Genomic DNA, 18,579 nt, shown 5'->3' with positions numbered 1-18,579 from the left:
CAGGGCCAACCGTTGCGCCGGGGAGGCCAGGCGTTGCCCGGTGCCGAGGTGGAGGACTTGTCCGGCGGAGTCGAGCACGCAGGGCAGCCACTTCGCGTCGGCGGCCATGCGGAGCAGGTCACGCACCGGCACGGTGCCACCTGAGGCGGTGGAGGCGGTACCCGCCCGGCGCTCCAGGTCGGCCAGCCCCATGGTGACCACCACCGTCGCCGGTAATCCGCGGTTGCTGGGCAGCTCACCGCCCGCCAGCGCGTTGCGGCACAGCGTGGCCAGCGCGTCGTGGTTGCGCTGGGCGGCACTGCGCGGGTCCGCCACCCCGTCCTCGGTGACCGGCCGCGCAGCGGCGGAGAACGCCGCGTCCACCAGCGCTCGCGTCATCGGATCCAGCTCACCACTGATGCGGCTCATCCCGTCCGGGCGCTGCCGGCCGATGGTGAAACCCCGCCGCCGCGCCCGGTCCACGTCAGAGGTCTCACGGCCGTCGGGATCGAGGTAGGCCACCAGCCGCTCCGCCGCCTTCGCCAGCTCCGACGGGCGCAACGCACAAGCCTGCGCGGCCAGAGTCTGCTCGGCCAGACCAACAGTCTCGGCGTCCAGCGAGGCGGGTAGGTCGTGCATCGTCTTGGCGACGATCTCGGCGTGGCGCGGCGAGATCTCACCAGCGGCTTCGGCTGCGGCCGTAGCGGGCTGCAGCGGACCGAGATCCTCCCCGGTAAAGGACGTCCGCGGACCACGAACCTCCGCTGCGCGGACACGAGCGCGGGCCTCCTGCACGTCCAGGTGCAGCAGCTCCGACAACAACCCCGCCGTGCCCCGCGCCAGGAACACCGTGGCTAAGGAACGGCACTCCATCTCCACGATCAACCGATGATCCACCGTCGGCTTCATCCGGTGCACCCGCTCCACCTCGCGCACCACCGTGAGCACCCCAGCATCCGACAGCCCGGCCAGCGGAACCTGCTGCAGTCGCCCCATCACCGCGGCGTGCTCGGCCAGCAGGAGGGCGACCTCGTCGGGGAGGTCCTCCACTGCCACCGCTGCACCACTCGAACTCATGTTCGAATAGTACGAGCGACCCCCGACAACTTCCGGAGCTCGTGCGATCTCGCCCGACTAGGTTGACCAGCGACAGTGGCGCCCGCCGAGCTGGATCCGGCCGTGCACGTCCTGCCGGGCGGCCCACCGGGCTCGCCCCTACCTGCTCGCGACCTGGCCCAGCCTCAGGCCTTGGTGTACCTGAGCAGCGTGATGCCCTCCGGCGCACCCGGGCTCGGCGGCACGTCGCAGAACACCGGCTTCACCCGCATGCCCACGTGGATGTCCGCCGGATCGACGTCCACCAGCTCGGTGCTCAGCCGCGGGCCCTCGTCCCACTCCACCACGGCCAGCAGCTGTGGCAGGTCTCCGGCCCACGGAGGCGCCGTCGGACGGTCGGCCACCGTGAAGGTGTAGAGCGTGCCCAGCCCGCTGATCTCCCGCCACTCCAGGTCGTCGGCGAGCGTGCCTGGCGCCAGCAGCCGCGGGTAGAACACGTAGCGCTGCGCCGACGGCGAGTACTGGATGCGAATGGTGCCCTGGCGCAGGCTGTCCCAGAACGGCGCCGACACCGGGGTGGGCTCCGGCAGCGGCTTCACCGGCCCGTCGGGAACGCGGTCGCCCTGGGCGTCGGGAACGGCAGTGCTTGTCATGACTCAGTCTCCCTGCAGCACGAGAGCGACCTGCTCGCTCATGATTCCGCCGTTGCCGGTGACGAACGCGGTGTTGCAGTCGTTCACCTGCGCGGCCGCGGCCCGGCCCATCACCTGGCGGGCGCCGTCCACCACGTGGTGCATCCCGCCGGCCATGCCGGCCTGGCCGAAGGACAGCTGCCCACCGGCGGTGTTCACCGGGAAGTCGCCCCGGAAGGTGAGGTCGTGGTTGCGCACCCACTCCATGCCGGTGCCCTTGGGGCAGAAGCCGGCGTCCTCCAGGCTCATCAGCACGGTGATGGTGTAGCAGTCGTAGATCGATGCCACGTCCACGGCAGAGCGGTCCAGCCCGGCCATGGTGAACGCCATGTCGGCGGCCTTGGCGATGGGCGTGCGGACCATGTCCTCGGCGTAGGTGGGCGTCTTGAACGACAGGTGCTCGCCGAAGCCCTTGATCCACACCGGACGGTTCTTGCTGCGGGCGGCGACGTCGGCGTTGGCCACGATCACCCCGCACCCGCCCTGCACCCGCATCACCACCTCGAGCATGTGGATGGGGTCGGCGATCATCGGGCTGGCCAGCACGTCGGCCACGGTGATGGGCTTGCCGTGGAACACCGCGTCCGGGTGCGCGCAGGCGTTGGTGCGCTGGTCCACCGCGATCTTGGCGGTGGCCTCGGCGTCGTAGCCGAACTCCGCGGCGTAGCGCTGCGCGATCTGGGCGTAGGGCGCGTTCTGCCCGAGGTTGCCGTAGGGGATCTCGAACTCCGCCTGGGGCGAGCCGAAGTTGTTGCTGGAGGCGCCGAAGTAGCCGGGGTCCTTGCCCGGCCGGGTGCTCGAGCGCGGCAGCATCAGCGAGCCCGGCACGATCACCAGCACCGCCTCGCACAGGCCCAGCTCCACCGCCGCCGCCGCGCGCCACACCATGCCGGCCGAGGTGGCCCCACCCAGGTCGACGCGCTCACCGAAGTTCAGCGGCAGACCCAGGTACTCCGACAGCGTGGCCGGCACGAACATGTCCGACTCCGCCAGCCCGTGCGCCACGATGCCGTTGACCAGCGAGGCGTCGATGCCCGCGTCGTCCACCGCCATCTTGGCCAGCAGTGCGTACTGCTCCAGGGTGAACATCGCCGGCCGGGTCTGCTTCTTCTGCGCCGGCAGCTCGCAGATGCCGACGATGGCCGCCTCGCCGCGCAGCCCCGCCATCAGGAGCCCGTCCCGGCGCGCAGCGGCAGCGACACGGTGGCAGTTCCCGGCATGAGCACCTCGTCGCCGCGCAGCCCCTGGATGCTCAGCTCCACCACGCCCCGCCCGCCGGAGGACTCGCCCAGTCCAGTGACGGTGCCGGTGAACACCAGCTCCTCCCCCGGGAACGCCGACGCCCGGTTCTGCACCGCGTAGGTGACCAGCGTCCCGGCGCCACCGATCCAGTCGGTGACCGCACGGGCCAGCAGCGCCGCCTGCAGCGGACCCTGCACCACGATGTCGGAGTAGCCCTCCTTGTCCACCGCCCAGCTGCGGTCGTAGTGGATGCGGTGGCCGTTGTAGGTGGCGGCGCTGAACAGGAACATCTGCAGCGGGTCGACGGTCACGGACAGCGGTGGCACCACGGTGCCCACCTCGACGTCCTCGAAGAAGAGCTGGGACGGGGCGTCTGCCATGGGGTTCACCTCTGCTGTGCTCACGGGCGCGCGATCATGGACGTGGTGGCCTCGGCCACCAGCTCGGCGCGCTGGTTGGTGTAGGTGGTCTTCCAGGTGACCAGGACGAAGCGACCCGAGCGCCCGGCCTTCTCCACGATGGAGTCGATGGTGCGGACGCTGGTGATGACGTCGCCGTCGTAGCAGGGCCGCAGGAAGGTGGTGTTCTCCCCGCCGGCCATCCGCTTGGGGCACCTCGGGAAGGCCAGGTTGCCCGAGGCCGCTCCGGAGGAGCCGTCCACGCGCAGGGTCTCGATGGGCGTGACGCCGAGGATGGCGTACTGCACGTACAGCGGCGGGCAGATGACGTCGGCGTACCCGTTGGCGCGGGCGTGCTCAGCGTCGAAGTACAGCGGGTTCTGGTCCTTGACCGCCACGGCCCAGCGCTGCCAGTCGCGGCGCACCACGGCTCCGGTGGCGGTGGAGGCGACGGTGCCCACGCGGGCGGCCACCTCGTCGGGGATCAACGAATCGTGCTCTGACATGTGCTGCCCTTCAAGCGATCTGGTGGTCGGTGACGAGTCCGCGCCGCACCAGGTCGGCGTAGTCGTCGTCGGAGTAGCCCAGCAAGGTCTGGTAGACGTAGGCGTTGTCCTCGCCGAAGCCGGGCACCACCCGGCCGAAGGCCAGGTCGAGGCCCTCGGCGCGCCACGGGTGTCCGGGGTAGCGGTAGGTGCCCACCGAGGGGTGGCTGCGCTCCTGGAAGAAGCCGCGGGCCGCCAGGTGCTCGTCGACGAGCAGCCGGTCCTCGGCCATCACCTCACCGGCCGGCACCCCCGCCGCCTGCAGCTCGTCCACGATGGACACCGCCGAGCGCGCCCGGGCCCACTCCGCGATCCGGTCGCGGATGGCTCGGGAGTGCTCCGTGCGCAGCGCCGCGGTGGACCCCAGCTCGGCGAGATCGTCCAGCTCGAGCACCCCCACCAGGGCGGCCCAGTCGGCGTCGTCGCGGACGCTGATGGCTACCCACCGGTCGTGGTCGGCGCTGAGGAACACGTCCTGCAGCACGTGCGGGTCGGTGTTGCCCAGCACCTGCGGGTCACGGCCGTTCACCTGCTGGTCCAGCACGTGCTCGCCGATCTCGGCCATCACGTTCTCCGCCTGGGCGAACTCGATGAGGCCGCCCTCGCCGGTGCTCTCCCGGTCCCACAGCGCGGCCATCACCGCGAACGCCAGCCCCGCCGGCGCGGCCTCGTCCATGTGGTAGTTCTCCCCGGCGGAGTCCGGCTCCTCGCCCTCGTAGCCGTCCATCGCGGCGATGCCCACCAGGGAGTTGAAGTTGGGCCCGTAGCCGAGGTAGCCGCTCATCGGACCGGTCATCCCCAGCGGGGGCATCCGGGCGACCACCAGCCGCGGGTTGAGCTCCAGCAGCTGCTCGTGGCCCAGCCCCAGCTTCTCCAGCGTGCCGTTGGTGTTGTTCTCCACCAGCACGTCGCTGATCTTCAGCAGCTCCAGCGCCGCCGCGTGCCCCTCGGGCGTCTCCAGGTTCATGCACGCGGAGAGCTTGTTGCGGGAGTGCCAGGTGAACAGCGCCGTGCGGTCGTAGGGACGCTCGCCGGGGTCCTTCTCCGGGTAGGTGCCGCCGTGGTAGCCGGTCTGGGCGATGAGCTCCTTGGTGGTGCGCGCGGAGACCTGTCGGCTGGTGCGGTTGTTGCCCTCCAGCCGGATCACCTCCGCGCCCAGGTCGCCCAGCAGCGCGGTGGCGCCGGGTCCGGACCACACCACCGTCAGGTCGATCACCCGGATGCCGTCCAACGGGCCGCTCATGCCTGCACCTGCTTCCTGATGTCGGCGCTCCTGATGTCAGCACCGTGCTGGTCCAGCAGCGGCGCGGTGGTGCGCAGCCGGAACCCGTGGCGCATCCGCCACGGCGCCCCGGTGTACTCCAGGCTCCCGGCCACCGGGTGCTCGGCGCGGACGAAGGCGTCCCGCCCGCGGAAGTGCTCGTGCTGCAACAGCTCGGAGACCTGCAGGTAGGCGGTCACCGGGATGCGGGCGGCCTCGGCCCGCTCCATCACGTCCAGCTTGGTCCGCACCGCGCACCACGCGGCCACGTGGGCCAGGAAGTCCTCCCGATCGGCACCCATCACGGTCTGGCGGCCGTGGAAGCGGGCGTGGAACTCCGGGGCGTCGGCGCCGATCAGGTCGACCAGACGGTTCCAGAAGGCCTGGTTGGTGACGTAGACCATCACGAAGCCGTCGCTGGTGCGGAACGGCCCGGTGAAGGTGGCGCCGTGGCGGTGCGGGCTGCGCACCCCCCGCGGGGCGACCATCCCGGAGTAGGCCGCAGAGACCAGGTAGGACGCGCGGCGGTCGGCGCCGGAGAGCAGCACCTCCTGGCCGGAGACGTCGATCACCGAGCCGGTGCCGGTGCGGCGGGCCTGGAAGATGCCCGCCATGGTGGCCTCCCCGGCGGTGCGGCCCACGGTGTAGTGCTCCAGCAGGCCGGGCTTGCGCAGCGGGGCGCGGTCGGCAGCGCCGGTGGCGTTCATCGGACCACCCGCGGCCTGCAGCACCAGGCCGGTGGCCTCGCGGTCGCGGTGGGGACCGGTCTGGCCGAAGGCGCTGATCCGGGTGAGCACCAGCTTGGGGTTGCGCGCCCGCAGCACGTCCGGACCCAGCCCGAGGCGCTCCAGGTGGCCGGGGCGGAAGGACTCCACCACCGCGTCGGAGCTGGCCACCAGCTCCAGCAGCAGCTCCCGGTCGCCGGCGTCGGTGAGGTCGAGCGCCACGGAGCGCTTGTTGGTGTTCAGGTGCAGGAACAGCGCGCTGCGCTCCGGGTCGGGCACGTCGTCGGGGAAGGGTCCCCAGTGCCGGGTGAGGCTGCCCTGGCCGGGCTTCTCCACCTTGACCACGTCGGCGCCGAAGTCGGCGAACAGCTTGGTGGCGTACTCCCCCGCCACCCAGCGGGACAGGTCGAGCACCCGCAGGTCCTGCAGGGCCTGGCGCGGACGGGTTCGGTCCTGGGTGGACTGATCGTCAGTGAGAGCTTCGTCAGTGGACAAGACCCAGCTCCTCCTGCAGCCACCGGGCCGCGACGTCGGCGGTGCCGCCCCAGACCTCGGTGGTCTTGGCGCGCTCGGACCACAGGTGCAGGTCGGTCTCCCGCACGTACCCCATGCCGCCGTGCAGCTGGTGGGCGTTGAGGGTGGCCCACTTGTAGGCCTCGTTGCACCGCATGGTGGCGATGGCCACCGGCCGGGTGGCGCACTCGCCGCGACCCAGCCACCACACGGCGCTGTGCGCGGCCAGGCGCGCGGCGTCCAGGGCGATGTGGATGTCGGCCACCAGGTGCTGGGCTGCCTGGAAGCTGCCGATGGGGCGGCCGAACTGCTCACGGGTGCTGATGTGGGCGACGGTCTGGTCCAGCACCGCTGCGGTGCCGCCCACCATCTCCATGCACTGCAGCGCGACCGCGGCGTTGGCCACCCAGCGAAGGTCGTCGGTGCTGAGGCCGCGACCGTCCTGGCCCGCCAGCACGGCGGTGGCGGGCACCAGCACGTCGATGAGCACCACCCGGCTCACCCGCTCCCCCGACATGGTCTCCAGCGCCTGCGCCTGCCAGCCCGCCGCGGTCGGGTCCACCAGGAACCCGAGGGTGCGGGTGGGCTCGGCGTAGACCGTGGCCCTGGCCGTCACCAGGACCACCTCGGCGCCCTCGGCGTTGACCACGAACGGCAGGGTGCCGCTGAGCGCCCAGCCCCCGCCCTCGGCCGGCACCGCCGTCAGCACCGGGCGCACGTCACCGGCATCGGCGGGGTTGCTGATCGCGGTGGTGGCCCGCAGCTCACCGGCGGCCAGCGCGGGCAGGTGGCGCTCCTGCTGCGCGGGGGTGCCCAGCCGCCCGAGCGCGACGCCCAGCAGCAGGCTGCTGTAGATGCTGCTGGGGCACAGCGCCCGGCCGGCCTCGGCGAAGAACAGCCCCAGCTCGTAGAGGCCGGCCCCGCTTCCGCCGTGCGCCTCGTCGGTGGCCAGGCCCAGTGCGCCGACGTCGGCCAGGGCAGCCGCCAGCTGCTTGGGCCAGGCGTCGGCTGCGGGGTCGCGCAGCTCGCGGACGAGGGTGGTCGGGCAGTGCTTGGCCAGCACCGACCGCAGCGTGGCCTGCAGGTCCAGCTGGTCCTGGGTGGGAACGATCTTCATGGTTCTCCTCGCGCTGCAGGGCAGCGGCAGTGTGGGCGAGCGGGCTCGTCAGCGTCCGTAGCTGGGCAGGCGGTGGCCGCGCTGGGCGATCACGTCCCGCAGCACCTCGTTGGTGCCGGCGCCGAAGCGCAGCAGTGGCGCGGCCCGGTAGAGCCGCTCGAACTTGCCACCGGCGGGCGCGTACTCGCTGCGGTGGGCCAGCACGCCGGCGGGGCCGAGCAGCCCGGTGGCGACGTCGGCGATGCGCTGGCGCAGCTCGCTGGAGAAGATCTTCTCCGAGCTGACCAGCACCGAGGGGATGGTGCCGCTGTCGAGCAGCGAGGAAGCCTCGAAGCCCATCAGCTGCGCCACCTCGACGTCAGCGTCCAGCTGGGCCAGCTGGCGGCGCACGTCGGCGTCCTCCACCGGCCGGGTGCCGTCCTCGCGGGGCAGCCGCGCCAGCTCGAGCAGGTCGTCCACCGCGCGGCGCAGGTCGCCGGCGTTGGTGAGCGCGCCACGCTCGAGGTCCAGCGCGCCGGTGATGTACTGCCAGCCCCGGTTGACCTCGCCGATGAGGTTGGTCGCCGGCACCCGCACGTTGTCGAAGAAGGTCTCGTTGGTGCGGTAGTCCGACCAGGAGATGATCGGACGGATGGTGACGCCGGGGGCGTCGATCGGCACGATGATCACCGAGATGCCCTTGTGCTTGGGCACCTCCGTGTCGGTGCGCACGCACAGCCACTCGTGGGTGACCCGCTGGGCCATCGAGTTCCAGATCTTCGACCCGTTGATCACCCACTCGTCGCCGTCCAGGACCGCGCGGGTGCGCAGGCTGGCCAGGTCGGTGCCAGCGCCGGGCTCGGAGTAGCCGACCGCGCAGGTCATCTCGCCGCGGGCGATGGGCGGCAGGAACTCGGAGCGGTTGCGCTCGGTGCCGTGCCGCATGATCATCGGCGCCACGGAGGTGACCGTGAGGTCCGGACCCGGCACCCCCCAGTACTCGAACTCGCTGACCAGCAGGTGCTGGTAGACCGGCCCCAGGCCGAGCCCGCCCAGCTCCGCTGGCCAGTTCAGCCCGAACCAGCCCTTGTCCCCGATCTTCTTGCGGAAGCGGGTGACCTCGCCCTGTGGGGCCTCGAGGTCGTGCACGGCCATCTCGGCCCGCAGCTCGGGAGTGACGTTCTCGCGCAGGAAGACTCGCACCTCCTCGCGCCAGGCTCGCTGGTCGGCGTCAAGCTCGAAGTCCATGCCCGTCCGTTCCGGAGAAGGTATGCCTATTAGGCACATTGCTAGAGAATCTAGCAGTTGCTGTGCCAGGGGTCACGCCCGGGCGATCAGCTCCTCCGACAACGCCCACAGCCGGGCGGCGAGCTCGGGGTCGCTGGCGTGCGGGCGGGCGCGGCCCAGTGCGCAGTCAGCCAGGTACGCGCCGCCGTGCTGGTCCAGCTCGGGCGCGGTGGCCGCCCACACCGTGGTGGCGGCGCCGACCGGCACGGTGCCGTAGCGCATGCCGCTGCGCGCCGGCCGAGCCGCACCCGCGGCGGCGGGGTCCCGGGGCGGACGGTTGAGCTTGGTCAGCCGCACCATCTCGGCCAGGTCGGCCTCGTCCATGTAGCGCGCCAGCTCGGTGACGATGATGCCGGGGTGCACCGAGTAGGCCCGCACCCCGCTGGGCTCCAGCCGCCGGTTCAGCTCGAGGGCGAACAACGCGTTGGCCGTCTTGGCCTGCCCGTAGGCCTCGAACTTGTCGTAGGGCCGGCGCAGGTAGCAGGGGTCGTCGAAGTCCACGGCCCCGAGGCTGTGCCCGGCGGAGCTGAGCACCACCACCCGAGAAGGGGCACCCGCCACCAGCGCGGGGGTGAGCAGCTCGGTGAGCAGGAAGTGACCCAGGTGGTTGGTGCCCAGCTGCAGCTCGAAGCCGTCCGCGGTGCGCTCGAACGGGGTGAACATCACGCCCGCGTTGTTCACCAGCACGTGGATCTCGCGGTGCCGGGCGAGGATCTGCTGGGCAGCGGCACGCACGCTGGCCAGCGACGTCAGGTCCAGCTCGACGTGCTCCAGGTCGGCCGCGGGATGGCGGTCCAGGATGCTCTGCAGCGCGGCGGCGGACTTCTCCGGGTTGCGCGAGGCCAGCACCACTCGGGCACCGGCCGCGGCGAGGGCGCGGGCGGTCTCCAGGCCCAGCCCCGCGCTGGCCCCGGTGACCACCACCGTCCGGCCGGTGAGGTCCACACCGGACAGCACGTCGTCGGTGGTGCGGGCGTCGTCGGTGGTGCGGGCGGTGTCGGTGGAGCGGGCGGTGTCGGTGGAGCGGGCGGTGCTGTCCTGGCTCATCGCGGCTCCTGCTGTCCAAGGGGGCGGGCTCCGCCGACAGACGCCGCGGTGGCGAAGCGCACCACGGCGAGGGTCGCGGCCTCGGTGCCGGCCCGCAGCGTGGCCAGCTTGGCGCCGTCGGCAAACGGCACCAGCGTGCGCGGTGGCAGCTCACGGCCGTCCTGGGTGAGCGCACCGGAGAGCACCACCACGTAGCCCCGTCCGGTCAGCGCGACCAGCTCCGGCGCCAGGGACTGGCCCGGACCCAGCCGAGCCGCCCAGGCCTGCGCGCCCCGCGAGGTCTGGGCCAGCAGTGACGCCGCCGCACCCTCCGGGGTGGCCAGCGCGGTGAAGTGCTCGCCGCCGCGGACGGTCCGCTCCCGCGACTCCGGCATGTAGCTCAGCCCGGTGGCCGCGTCCAGGCGCAGGGTGAAGTACGCGAGCCCGTCCGGGTCGTCGGTGGTGATCGGCCCGTAGGGGGTGTGCCCGTCGCTGTAGTGGACGACGCCGACACCCACCTCGTCGCGGCCCAGCCGGCCGCGACCGCCCACCACCACCTGGAACTGGTCCACCTCGTGGAAGTGCGGGCGCAGCAGCGGCGCCTGCTGGGTGACCAGGTAGGCCTGGTAGCCGTCCTCGCCGTCCAGCCGGTCGTGGCGGCCGAGGAAGTCGCTCATCAGGAACTGCCCCTCCGCGGTCTCTCGGCGCACGGTGCGGGCCTGGTCCGGCGTCACGGCTGGCGGCACGGGGTTCTCCTAGCTGCTCAGCGACGGGCTCGGGACGGCTTCGGCGGCCAGCCGGGCGGCGCGGGGCACCGGCACCGGGATGGCCTCGAGCAGGGCGCGGGTGTACTCCTGCTGCGGGTCGGTGAAGATCTGCTGCACGTCGCCGGTCTCCACCACCTTGCCGCCGGCCATCACCATCACCCGGTCGGCGATCACCTCGATCAGGGCAAGGTCGTGGCAGACGAACAGGTACGCCACCCCCAGCTCCTCCTGCAGGTCGCGCAGCAGGTTGAGCACCTGGGCGCGCACCGAGACGTCGAGCGCGGCCACTGGCTCGTCGCACACGATCATCTTCGGGTCCAGGGTCAGCGCCCGCGCGATCGCCACGCGCTGCAGCTGCCCGCCGGAGAGCTCGGCGGGGTAGCGGCTGAGGTAGCGCGAGCCGATGCCCACGCGGTCGAGCATGGCGCTGACCTTCTTGGTCCGCGCGGCGCGGTCCAGGTCGGTGTGCACCACCAGCGCCTCGGCGACCGCCTCGCCCACGGTCATCCGCGGGTCCAGCGAGCTGTGCGGGTCCTGGAAGATCATCTGCATGCCGCGGCGCATCCGGCGCAGCTCGCCGGCCTTGGCCGCCCGCACGTCAGCACCGTCGAAGGTGATGCTGCCGGTGTCGGGCTCGATGAGGCGCAGCACGATGCGCCCGACGGTGGACTTTCCCGCGCCGGACTCCCCCACCACGGCCAGGCACTCCCCGCGCTCCAGGCTGAAGCTGACGTCCTGCACGGCGTGCGACCAGCGGGACTTGCGGCCCAGCAGGTCGCGGCCGGAGGAGAAGGACTTGGAGACGTTGCGGACCTCGAGCAGGCTCATCAGATCGTCACTCCCTGCAGGGCGAGCTCACCCAGGCGCACGCACCGGGCCTGGTCGGTGGGTCCCGCGCTGATCAGCGGGGGATGCTCGCTGTCGCAGCGCCCGGGCTGGGCGTGCGGGCAGCGGGCGGCGAAGCGGCAGCCGGTGGGCCACTCACCGGCGGCGGGGATGCCACCGGGGATGGCGACGAGGCGCCGGTCGGTCATGGTGCCCGGCTGCGGGATGGCCGCGAGCAGGCCGGAGGTGTACGGGTGCTGCGGGCGGAAGAAGATGTCGTCGACGTCGCCGTCCTCGATCACCTCGCCGGCGTACATCACCACGACCCGCTGGCACAGCTCGGCCACCACCGCGAGGTCGTGGCTGACGAACAGCAGCGACACCCCGGTCTGCTCCTGCAGCTCGCGCAGCAGCTGCAGGATCTTGGCCTGCACGGTGACGTCCAGGGCGGTGGTCGGCTCGTCGGCGATGAGCAGCTTGGGGTTGCAGGCCATCACCATCGCGATCATCACGCGCTGGCACATGCCGCCGCTGAAGGCGTGCGGGTACTCGTCCACCCGCTGGGCGGCGCGCGGGATCTGCACCAGCTCGAGCATCTCCACGGCGCGGGCCCGTGCCTGCTTGCGGTTGAGCCCCATGTGGCGGCGCACCGACTCCGCGATCTGGTCCCCCACCGTGTAGGCCGGGTTCAGGCTGCGGATGGGCTGCTGGAAGATCATGCCCATCCCGGCGCCGCGGAGCTTGCGCCACTCGCGCTCGGGCAGCGCGGTCAGGTCACGACCCTCGAACTCCACCGACCCGGCGGAGATGCGTCCGCCGGTGGCCCCGGTCAGGCCCATCACGGCCAGCGAGGACACCGTCTTGCCGGAGCCGGACTCGCCCACCAGGGCCACCGACTCCCCGGGCCGCACGTCGAAGGACGCGCCATCCACGGCGGTGACCCAGCTGCGGCCGGCCGCCGGGAACTGCACGGTCAGGTCGCGCACCCGCAGCAGCGGCTGCTCCGCCGCCGCGACGGTCGCGGTCTTGGTCGTCTCGAGCGGGCTCTCAGGCACTGTCGCCTCCACTGCGGCTGCGGACCATGGCACGGCGCACCCCGTCACCGAGGTAGGTGAACGCCAGGACGGTCAGGAAGATCATCACTCCGGGGGGCCACACCAGGTGCGGTGCGCCCTGCATGTTCGAGGCGGCGGTGCTCAGCATCGAGCCCCAGCTGGCGGCCGGCGGCTTCGCGCCCAGGCCCAGGAAGCTCAGGCTGGCCTCGGCGGCCACCGCCGAACCCAGCGACACCGAGATCACCAGCACGATGGGGGGCAGCACGTTGGGCAGGATGTGCCGGCCGATGGTGCGCAGCGGGCGGCAGCCCAGGGCGATGGCCGCCTCGATGTAGGTCTCGTGGCGGACGTCCATGGTGGACGCCCGGGCCACGCGGAAGAACCGCGGTGCCATCACCAGGCCGACGGCGAACATGGCGTTGGTGATGCTGGCACCGAGCACGGCGACGATGGTGATGGCAAGCACCAGCGACGGGGCGCTCATCAGCGCGTCCATCACCTTGGTGGTCACGGCACTCACCCAGCCGCCGAGGTAGCCGGCGAGCACGCCGAGCGGGAAGCCGAGCAGCATCGCCACCGCCACCGCCTGCAGCGATGCCGACAGCGAGATGCGGGCGCCGTGGATGATCCGGCTGAGCACGTCACGGCCGTAGTCGTCGGTGCCCAGCAGGTGCGCCCCGCTCGGGGACTTGAGCCGGTTGACCACCTCCTGCGCGAGCGGGTCGTGCGGGGCGAGCAGCGGGGCGAAGATCGCCATCACCACGACGGCGAGGACGAACAGTCCTGCCACCACGGTGACCGGCCGCCGCACGATGGAGCGCAGCGCACCGCCGCGGAGCGCCACCGGGGTGTCGGTCGGGTCGGTCTCGGACGGGGAGACAGGTCCCTTGGCCAGGGACGTCGTGTCGCTCATGCGCGCACCTTGGGGTTGAAGTAGCCGTAGGAGATGTCCACGACCAGGTTGACCAGCACCACCACCACGGTGGTGAACAGGACGAAGCCGAGCAGCACGGGGATGTCCCGGTTCTGCACGGCCTCCACCGCCATGCTGCCCAGGCCGGGCATGTTGTAGATGATCTCGATGGTGACGGCGCCACCGAGCACCTCCGACACCCGGATGCCCAGCACGGTGGCCACCGGGATGAGCGCGTTCTTCATGCCGTGCTTGATCACCACGCTGACCGGGCTGAGCCCCTTGGCCCGGGCGTTGAGCACGTAGTCGCTCTTGAGCACCTGCACCAGCGACGCGCGCAGCTGCAGGGTGACCTCGGCGGCCGGCAGCAGCCCCAGGGCGATGCCGGGAAGCACCAGGTGCCGAATCCAGGGGGTGAACCCCTCCGACAGCGGGCTGAAGCCCGATGCCGGCAGTGCCCGCAGGCTCACCGCGAAGATGGCCACCAGCACCAGCCCGAACCAGAACGCCGGGATGGCGATGGCGATGGAGGCGATGACGTTGACCGCGCGGTCGACGATGCCGCCGGGCCGCAGCGAGGCGACGGTGCCGAGGATGGCGCCGACGAGCACGGCCACCACCATGGCGAAGAGCACCAGCGACATGGTGGTGCCCATCCGCCGGAACAGCAGGTCGGACACCGTCTGGTTGGAGATGTAGGACATGCCCAGGTCGCCCTGCAGCACCCCACCCACCCAGTCCAGGTAGCGGATGAACACGTTGTGGTCGAGCTGCAACGACTCTCGGATGGCGGCCAGCCGCTCCGGTGTCGGGTTCTCCCCGGCCAGGATGACCGCGGGATCACCCGGGGACAGGTCGATCAGAAAGAAGATCAGCAGCGGGACGACGAGCAACAGCGGTATCGCTGTCAGCAGCCGCTTGCCGGAGTAGCGCAGCATCACAACCCCTTACCAGGTGCGCACGAGAGCGGTGCCCACACGGCCCGGCGCAGGCCGGGCCGTGTGGGTGAGTGGTGAGTCAGACCGGTGACTCAGGAGGTCATGGCCACGTAGCGGAGGTCGAAGATGCCGGTGTTGACCCAGGGCATGTTGTCAGCGCCGATGACCTTGGGGCTGGCGACCGTCGCGTTGGTCTGGTGGCAGATGGGGATGACCAGCGCCTCGTCCAGGGTCAGCGACCAGATCTTCTTGTACAGCGCGCCGCGCTCGTCCTGGGACTTCGTCGGGTCGGATGCCTCGGCGGCGAGCTTGAGGATCTCCGGGTTGTCGTTGCCCATCTTGTAGGCACCGGTCACGAAGGTCTTCACCGTCTCCGCTGGGTCGACCTTGGGGCTGTAGCTGTTGGTGACCATGGCCTCGAAGTCGCCGGCGATGTAGCGAGGCTCGTTGACCGTGTTGGGCACCGGGTTGAGCTCGGCGTTGAAGCCCACCTTGCTGAGCTCGGACTGGATGACGTTGGCCGGCTGCTCGGTGTTGGTGCCCGCCCCGAAGGTCAGCGCGATCTTCGCCGGACCGTTGGCCGCCACCAGCTCCTTGGCCTTGGCCTCGTCGTAGGCGTACGGGTACTGGTAGCCCTGGTCGGTGGCCCAGCTGGAGGAGGGCTCCAGCTGGCGGTAGGGCGAGCAGGTGTCGGAGAACAGCGCGCTGATGGCCTGGGGGTTGACCGCCCGGGCCACCGCCTCGCGAATCTCCGGCTTGGCCAGGTCACCGCGGGCACGCAGCATCACGCTGAGCACGTTGCGGAACTCCACGGTGTTCACCACCAGGCCGCCCTGCTTGGCCAGGTCCTTGGCCTGCACGAGCTCGTTGGCCGAGCTGACCCAGGTCAGGTCGGTGGCGCCGGTGCGCGTGCCGTTGAGGCGGGTGGAGGCGTCGGCGGTCCACTGCAGCTCGATGCCGCCCAGTCGGCCGGCCTTGGGGTCCCAGTAGGTGCCCGGGGCTTTCTTCAGCGACAGCTTCTCGCCGGGGGTGTAGCTGGACACCAGGTAGGGGCCCGAGCCGGCGTTGCCCGGCTGGTTCTGGATGTCGGTGCCGGCCTCGATCACCTTGGGGCTGATCATCATGCCCACGTTGGTGCTGAACAGACCCGGCAGGTCCACGCCGGTGCCCTTGGCCAGGTTCAGCCGAGCGGTGGTGGGGTTGACGACGTCGACGGAGGTGACGTCCTTCAGCGCAGCCACCACGGTGCTGCCCTTCAGGGTCTGCCCGCGCTTGATGTTGGCGGCGACTGCGGCGGCGTCGAACGGGGTGCCGTCGTGGAACTTCACGTCGTCGCGCAGCTTCAGCTCCAGCGAGGACCCGTCCTTGGCGAACTCCCAGGAGGTGGCCACGCCGGGGACGAGCTTGTCCTTGTCGTCCACCAGCACCAGGCGGTCGTAGACGGCGGAGATGTAGCCCCAGCCGCCGTAGCTGGTCTGCAGGTAGGGATCGAGGTTGCGCGTGGGCGCCGAGGCGGCGACCTTGAGCACCGCGTTGGGGTCGACCTGCGCGTCAGCAGCGGGCGCGGTGGCGGAGGTCTCCTCGCCCGCGCCACAGCCTGCGGCCAGCAGCGTCGCCGCCAGCGAGACGGCCACCACTCCCGTTCCTCTACGGATCCAACCGGCTCTCAATGGTCTTCCTCTCGACGATCTGCGGGATCTGCGTCCTGCCTGGAGCTCGGCACGCGTGCGCCGGACCAGGTTGCACTGCAACATGTTTCAACTACACATAGTTCTATTAGGAACTATCGATAAGTGTGGCATGCCTGGATGGATGCAGTGTGGCTCGGGGCACACGCGCGCACGCCGCTAGATTCCGCTGGGCGGGACAGAACTAGAGACCGTAACCAAAACGCCTGGTGGGCAACGCCTCTCACGCGCCCCAGCGCGGCACCCCGCTGGGGTGCCACGCTGTCGCACGGGGCTGGTGGCGCTAGGCCCGCGGCAGCCCCAGCACCCGCTGCGCGAGGATGTTCAGCTGGATCTCCACCGTGCCACCACCGAAGAGGATGGCCGGCAGACCCAGGTGGTCGACGTTGGTGTTGCCCGGGCTGGTGGCCAGCGCGCCGGCCGGGCCGAGCAGCGCGAGGGTGGCCTCGGACCCGGATCGCTGGGCGAGGGCTCCGGACACCTTGGTCACGCTGTTGTTGGCGTCGGCGCTGCGGCCCAGCAGCTGCAGGAACATCCCGCGCAGGTTCAGCGCCCCGAGGGTGATCTCGGCGGCCGTGAGCCGGCCCAGCACCCGCAGCACCTCCTCCTCCGGCGCGGCCAGCGCCCCGCTGCCGATGGCCTCGCGCAGGTGCGCCGACGTGCCGTGGCCCAGCCGGGTGGTGGCCATGTTCAGCCGCTCGGTGGCCAGCGTGGTGAGGGTGATCTTCCAGCCGCCACCGGGCTCGCCCACCAGGTTGGCGTCGGGCACGAAGACCTCGTCCAGGAACACCTCGTTGAACTCCGCCCTGCCGGTGGCCTGCTTCAGCGGCCGGACGGTGATCCCGGGTGAGGTCATGTCCACCAGGAAGTAGGAGATGCCCTTGTGCTTGGGGGCGTCGGGGTCGGTGCGCGCCAGCAAGATGCCCCAGTCAGCCTGGTGCGCCATGGTGTTCCACACCTTCTGGCCCTGGATCTTCCAGCCCCCCTCGACCTTGGTGGCCCTGGTGCTCAGGCCGGCGAGGTCGGAGCCCGCGCCGGGCTCGCTGAAGAGCTGGCACCACACCAGGTCGCCCCGCAGGGTGGCGTGCACGAAGCGGTCCTTCTGCTCCTGCGTGCCGTGCTTGATCAGCGCCGCCATCGCGTACTCGCCGATGATGAGGTCCGGCGCCTGGATGCTGCGGGCGCGCAGCTCCTCGGTGAGCACCAGCTGCTGGGTGGTGCTGGCGCCGATGCCGTAGGGCTGCGGCCAGTGTGCGCCGAGGTAGCCGAGCTCGGCCAGCCGCTGCCGGCGCGGGCCCACCCGGTGCTGGCTGTCCGCCACCGCGGGGACGTCGGCAGGCAGTGCGGCGACCTCGTCCAGCGCGGCAGACACCTGCGCGCGGAAGTCGCTGCTGTCGGTGTCGTGCTCGATGCTGAAGTCTCGGGCTGCCTGCTGCGCGGCCACGCCCAGGCGCTGCTGCCACACCGCGTCGGCCCCGGCGATCGCCCGGATGCTCATGGCCCGGCGCCAGTACAGGTGCACGTCGTGCTCCCAGGTGAAGCCGACGGCGCCCAGCAGGGTCACGCACTCCACCGCGGCCTCGACGGCCGCGGGCAGCGCGGTGACAGCGGCCTGGGCCGCGGCGAGGCGCTGCTGGGCGGGCTCGTGCTCCAGCGCGCGGGCGGCGTCCCACGCCGAGGCGCTGGCCTTCTCCGCGCGCAGCAGCAGGTGGGCGGCCTTGTGCTGCACGGCCTGGAACGTGCCCAGCGCCTGGCCGAACTGGTGGCGCACCTTCACGTGCTCCACCGCGGTGTCCAGGCACCAGCGGGCGATGCCGCTCGCCTCGGCGGCGAGCAGGGCCAGCACCACCACGTCCACCGCCTCGGCGGTGAGCCCCTCGAGCACGGCGGAACCGGGCACGGTGAGCCCGTCCAGCTCCAGGTGGCCCAGCGAGCGGGTGAGGTCCACCCCGGCGTCGGTGTGCACCGCCGCGCCCAGCTGTTCCGCCCGCAGCACGAACCAGCGGGGCTGCTGGTCGGCGGTGTCCCGGACCGCCACCACCACCACGTCGGCACCGGGCAGGCCGAGCACCGGCACGGACCGCCCGCGCAGGACCCACCCGCTCGGGTCGGCGGTGGCGGTGAGCCCCGTCGCGTCGTGCACCAGCGCCGCCACGGCCCCCTCGGCCAGGCTGCGCAGGGCCGTGCTGACCGCCTCGGTGGCGGTGGCCTGGGTGAGCACCGCACTGGTCAGCAGGGTGGGCAGGTACCCGCCCGGGACCAGCGCCTGGCCCAGCTGCTCCACGATGATGGCCAGCTCCAGCAGACCGGCGCCGTCCCCACCGACCTCCTCCGGCAGGTGCACCGCGTGCAGGCCCTGCGACACCAGCGGCGCCCAGCAGCTGGGCGTGGCGCCCTTGGCCAGCTCGTCGGCACCGGCGCGGGTGGTGTCGATGGGTGCGTGGCGCTGCGCGAACGCGGCGACCGACTGGGCGAGGTCCTCGTGGTCCTGGGTGAGGGAGATGGCCACTGTGCACGGCTCCAAAAGATGGTAGGTGGAAAGGGATCAGGACTTTGGGGTACGAGCCGACCGG

General features: G+C 71.5%; 16 protein-coding genes and 1 pseudogene. All 17 read right to left on the bottom strand.

All coding sequences use genetic code 11. From position 1 onward, the window contains the following. Positions 1–975 (bottom strand): annotated as a pseudogene (locus AC3YO9_RS09895) (DUF222 domain-containing protein); the annotation flags it as partial. Between the two features lie 245 nt (positions 976–1,220). Then, complete coding sequence (locus AC3YO9_RS09890; protein WP_489983015.1) at positions 1,221–1,688, bottom strand: Zn-ribbon domain-containing OB-fold protein; 468 nt, start codon at positions 1,686–1,688, stop codon at positions 1,221–1,223. A gap of 3 nt (positions 1,689–1,691) precedes the next feature. Then, positions 1,692–2,894 (bottom strand): thiolase family protein, encoded by a 1,203-nt coding sequence (locus AC3YO9_RS09885; protein WP_127783173.1) that lies wholly within the window; start codon positions 2,892–2,894, stop codon positions 1,692–1,694. Further along, positions 2,894–3,349: a MaoC/PaaZ C-terminal domain-containing protein gene (locus AC3YO9_RS09880; RefSeq protein ID WP_489983014.1), complete on the bottom strand. Its 456-nt coding sequence runs from the start codon at positions 3,347–3,349 to the stop codon at positions 2,894–2,896. Before AC3YO9_RS09880 ends, AC3YO9_RS09885 begins: the two co-directional genes overlap by 1 nt. A gap of 20 nt (positions 3,350–3,369) precedes the next feature. Next, positions 3,370–3,873 (bottom strand): MaoC family dehydratase, encoded by a 504-nt coding sequence (locus tag AC3YO9_RS09875; protein ID WP_489983013.1) that lies wholly within the window; start codon positions 3,871–3,873, stop codon positions 3,370–3,372. Between the two features lie 10 nt (positions 3,874–3,883). Then, on the bottom strand, positions 3,884–5,155 hold the full coding sequence (locus AC3YO9_RS09870) for a CaiB/BaiF CoA transferase family protein (protein ID WP_489983012.1): 1,272 nt from the start codon (positions 5,153–5,155) through the stop codon (positions 3,884–3,886). Further along, on the bottom strand, positions 5,152–6,393 hold the full coding sequence (locus tag AC3YO9_RS09865; protein ID WP_489983011.1) for a CaiB/BaiF CoA transferase family protein: 1,242 nt from the start codon (positions 6,391–6,393) through the stop codon (positions 5,152–5,154). Before AC3YO9_RS09865 ends, AC3YO9_RS09870 begins: the two co-directional genes overlap by 4 nt. Further along, complete coding sequence (locus AC3YO9_RS09860; RefSeq protein WP_489983010.1) at positions 6,383–7,528, bottom strand: acyl-CoA dehydrogenase family protein; 1,146 nt, start codon at positions 7,526–7,528, stop codon at positions 6,383–6,385. Before AC3YO9_RS09860 ends, AC3YO9_RS09865 begins: the two co-directional genes overlap by 11 nt. A gap of 48 nt (positions 7,529–7,576) precedes the next feature. Beyond that, positions 7,577–8,755 carry an acyl-CoA dehydrogenase family protein gene (locus tag AC3YO9_RS09855; RefSeq protein WP_489983009.1) on the bottom strand — a complete coding sequence of 393 codons (1,179 nt, stop codon included), beginning with the start codon at positions 8,753–8,755 and terminating at the stop codon, positions 7,577–7,579. Between the two features lie 72 nt (positions 8,756–8,827). Further along, positions 8,828–9,841 (bottom strand): SDR family NAD(P)-dependent oxidoreductase, encoded by a 1,014-nt coding sequence (locus AC3YO9_RS09850; RefSeq protein ID WP_489983008.1) that lies wholly within the window; start codon positions 9,839–9,841, stop codon positions 8,828–8,830. Then, complete coding sequence (locus AC3YO9_RS09845; protein WP_489983007.1) at positions 9,838–10,566, bottom strand: hypothetical protein; 729 nt, start codon at positions 10,564–10,566, stop codon at positions 9,838–9,840. The genes AC3YO9_RS09850 and AC3YO9_RS09845 overlap by 4 nt, the downstream gene beginning before the upstream one ends. A gap of 9 nt (positions 10,567–10,575) precedes the next feature. Beyond that, a complete protein-coding gene (locus AC3YO9_RS09840) occupies positions 10,576–11,415 on the bottom strand; it encodes an ATP-binding cassette domain-containing protein (RefSeq protein ID WP_489983006.1) in 840 nt (279 codons plus the stop codon). Further along, positions 11,415–12,467 carry an ABC transporter ATP-binding protein gene (locus AC3YO9_RS09835; RefSeq protein WP_127783183.1) on the bottom strand — a complete coding sequence of 351 codons (1,053 nt, stop codon included), beginning with the start codon at positions 12,465–12,467 and terminating at the stop codon, positions 11,415–11,417. The genes AC3YO9_RS09840 and AC3YO9_RS09835 overlap by 1 nt, the downstream gene beginning before the upstream one ends. Then, positions 12,460–13,380 carry an ABC transporter permease gene (locus AC3YO9_RS09830; RefSeq protein WP_127783184.1) on the bottom strand — a complete coding sequence of 307 codons (921 nt, stop codon included), beginning with the start codon at positions 13,378–13,380 and terminating at the stop codon, positions 12,460–12,462. Before AC3YO9_RS09830 ends, AC3YO9_RS09835 begins: the two co-directional genes overlap by 8 nt. Next, on the bottom strand, positions 13,377–14,318 hold the full coding sequence (locus AC3YO9_RS09825) for an ABC transporter permease (protein ID WP_127783185.1): 942 nt from the start codon (positions 14,316–14,318) through the stop codon (positions 13,377–13,379). Before AC3YO9_RS09825 ends, AC3YO9_RS09830 begins: the two co-directional genes overlap by 4 nt. A 92-nt stretch (positions 14,319–14,410) precedes the next feature. Continuing rightward, positions 14,411–15,952, bottom strand: a complete 1,542-nt coding sequence (locus AC3YO9_RS09820; RefSeq protein WP_241248880.1) for an ABC transporter substrate-binding protein — start codon at positions 15,950–15,952, stop codon at positions 14,411–14,413. A 337-nt stretch (positions 15,953–16,289) separates the two neighbouring features. After that, on the bottom strand, positions 16,290–18,515 hold the full coding sequence (locus AC3YO9_RS09815) for an acyl-CoA dehydrogenase family protein (RefSeq protein WP_489983005.1): 2,226 nt from the start codon (positions 18,513–18,515) through the stop codon (positions 16,290–16,292). Positions 18,516–18,579: the final 64 nt, after the last annotated feature.

This window comes from Rhodococcus sp. Z6_132, assembly GCF_058133635.1.
This window is presented reverse-complemented; position numbering and strand designations above follow the sequence as displayed.

Excerpts from the sequence above, each read along its gene's own strand:
- AC3YO9_RS09885 (WP_127783173.1), bottom strand. The coding sequence starts at position 2,894 with ATGGCGGGGCTGCGCGGCGAGGCGGCCATCGTCGGCATCTGCGAGCTG.
- AC3YO9_RS09890 (WP_489983015.1), bottom strand. The coding sequence starts at position 1,688 with ATGACAAGCACTGCCGTTCCCGACGCCCAGGGCGACCGCGTTCCCGAC.
- AC3YO9_RS09830 (WP_127783184.1), bottom strand. The coding sequence starts at position 13,380 with ATGAGCGACACGACGTCCCTGGCCAAGGGACCTGTCTCCCCGTCCGAG.
- AC3YO9_RS09860 (WP_489983010.1), bottom strand. The coding sequence starts at position 7,528 with ATGAAGATCGTTCCCACCCAGGACCAGCTGGACCTGCAGGCCACGCTG.
- AC3YO9_RS09880 (WP_489983014.1), bottom strand. The coding sequence starts at position 3,349 with ATGGCAGACGCCCCGTCCCAGCTCTTCTTCGAGGACGTCGAGGTGGGC.
- AC3YO9_RS09825 (WP_127783185.1), bottom strand. The coding sequence starts at position 14,318 with ATGCTGCGCTACTCCGGCAAGCGGCTGCTGACAGCGATACCGCTGTTG.
- AC3YO9_RS09855 (WP_489983009.1), bottom strand. The coding sequence starts at position 8,755 with ATGGACTTCGAGCTTGACGCCGACCAGCGAGCCTGGCGCGAGGAGGTG.
- AC3YO9_RS09875 (WP_489983013.1), bottom strand. The coding sequence starts at position 3,873 with ATGTCAGAGCACGATTCGTTGATCCCCGACGAGGTGGCCGCCCGCGTG.
- AC3YO9_RS09870 (WP_489983012.1), bottom strand. The coding sequence starts at position 5,155 with ATGAGCGGCCCGTTGGACGGCATCCGGGTGATCGACCTGACGGTGGTG.
- AC3YO9_RS09850 (WP_489983008.1), bottom strand. The coding sequence starts at position 9,841 with ATGAGCCAGGACAGCACCGCCCGCTCCACCGACACCGCCCGCTCCACC.
- AC3YO9_RS09840 (WP_489983006.1), bottom strand. The coding sequence starts at position 11,415 with ATGAGCCTGCTCGAGGTCCGCAACGTCTCCAAGTCCTTCTCCTCCGGC.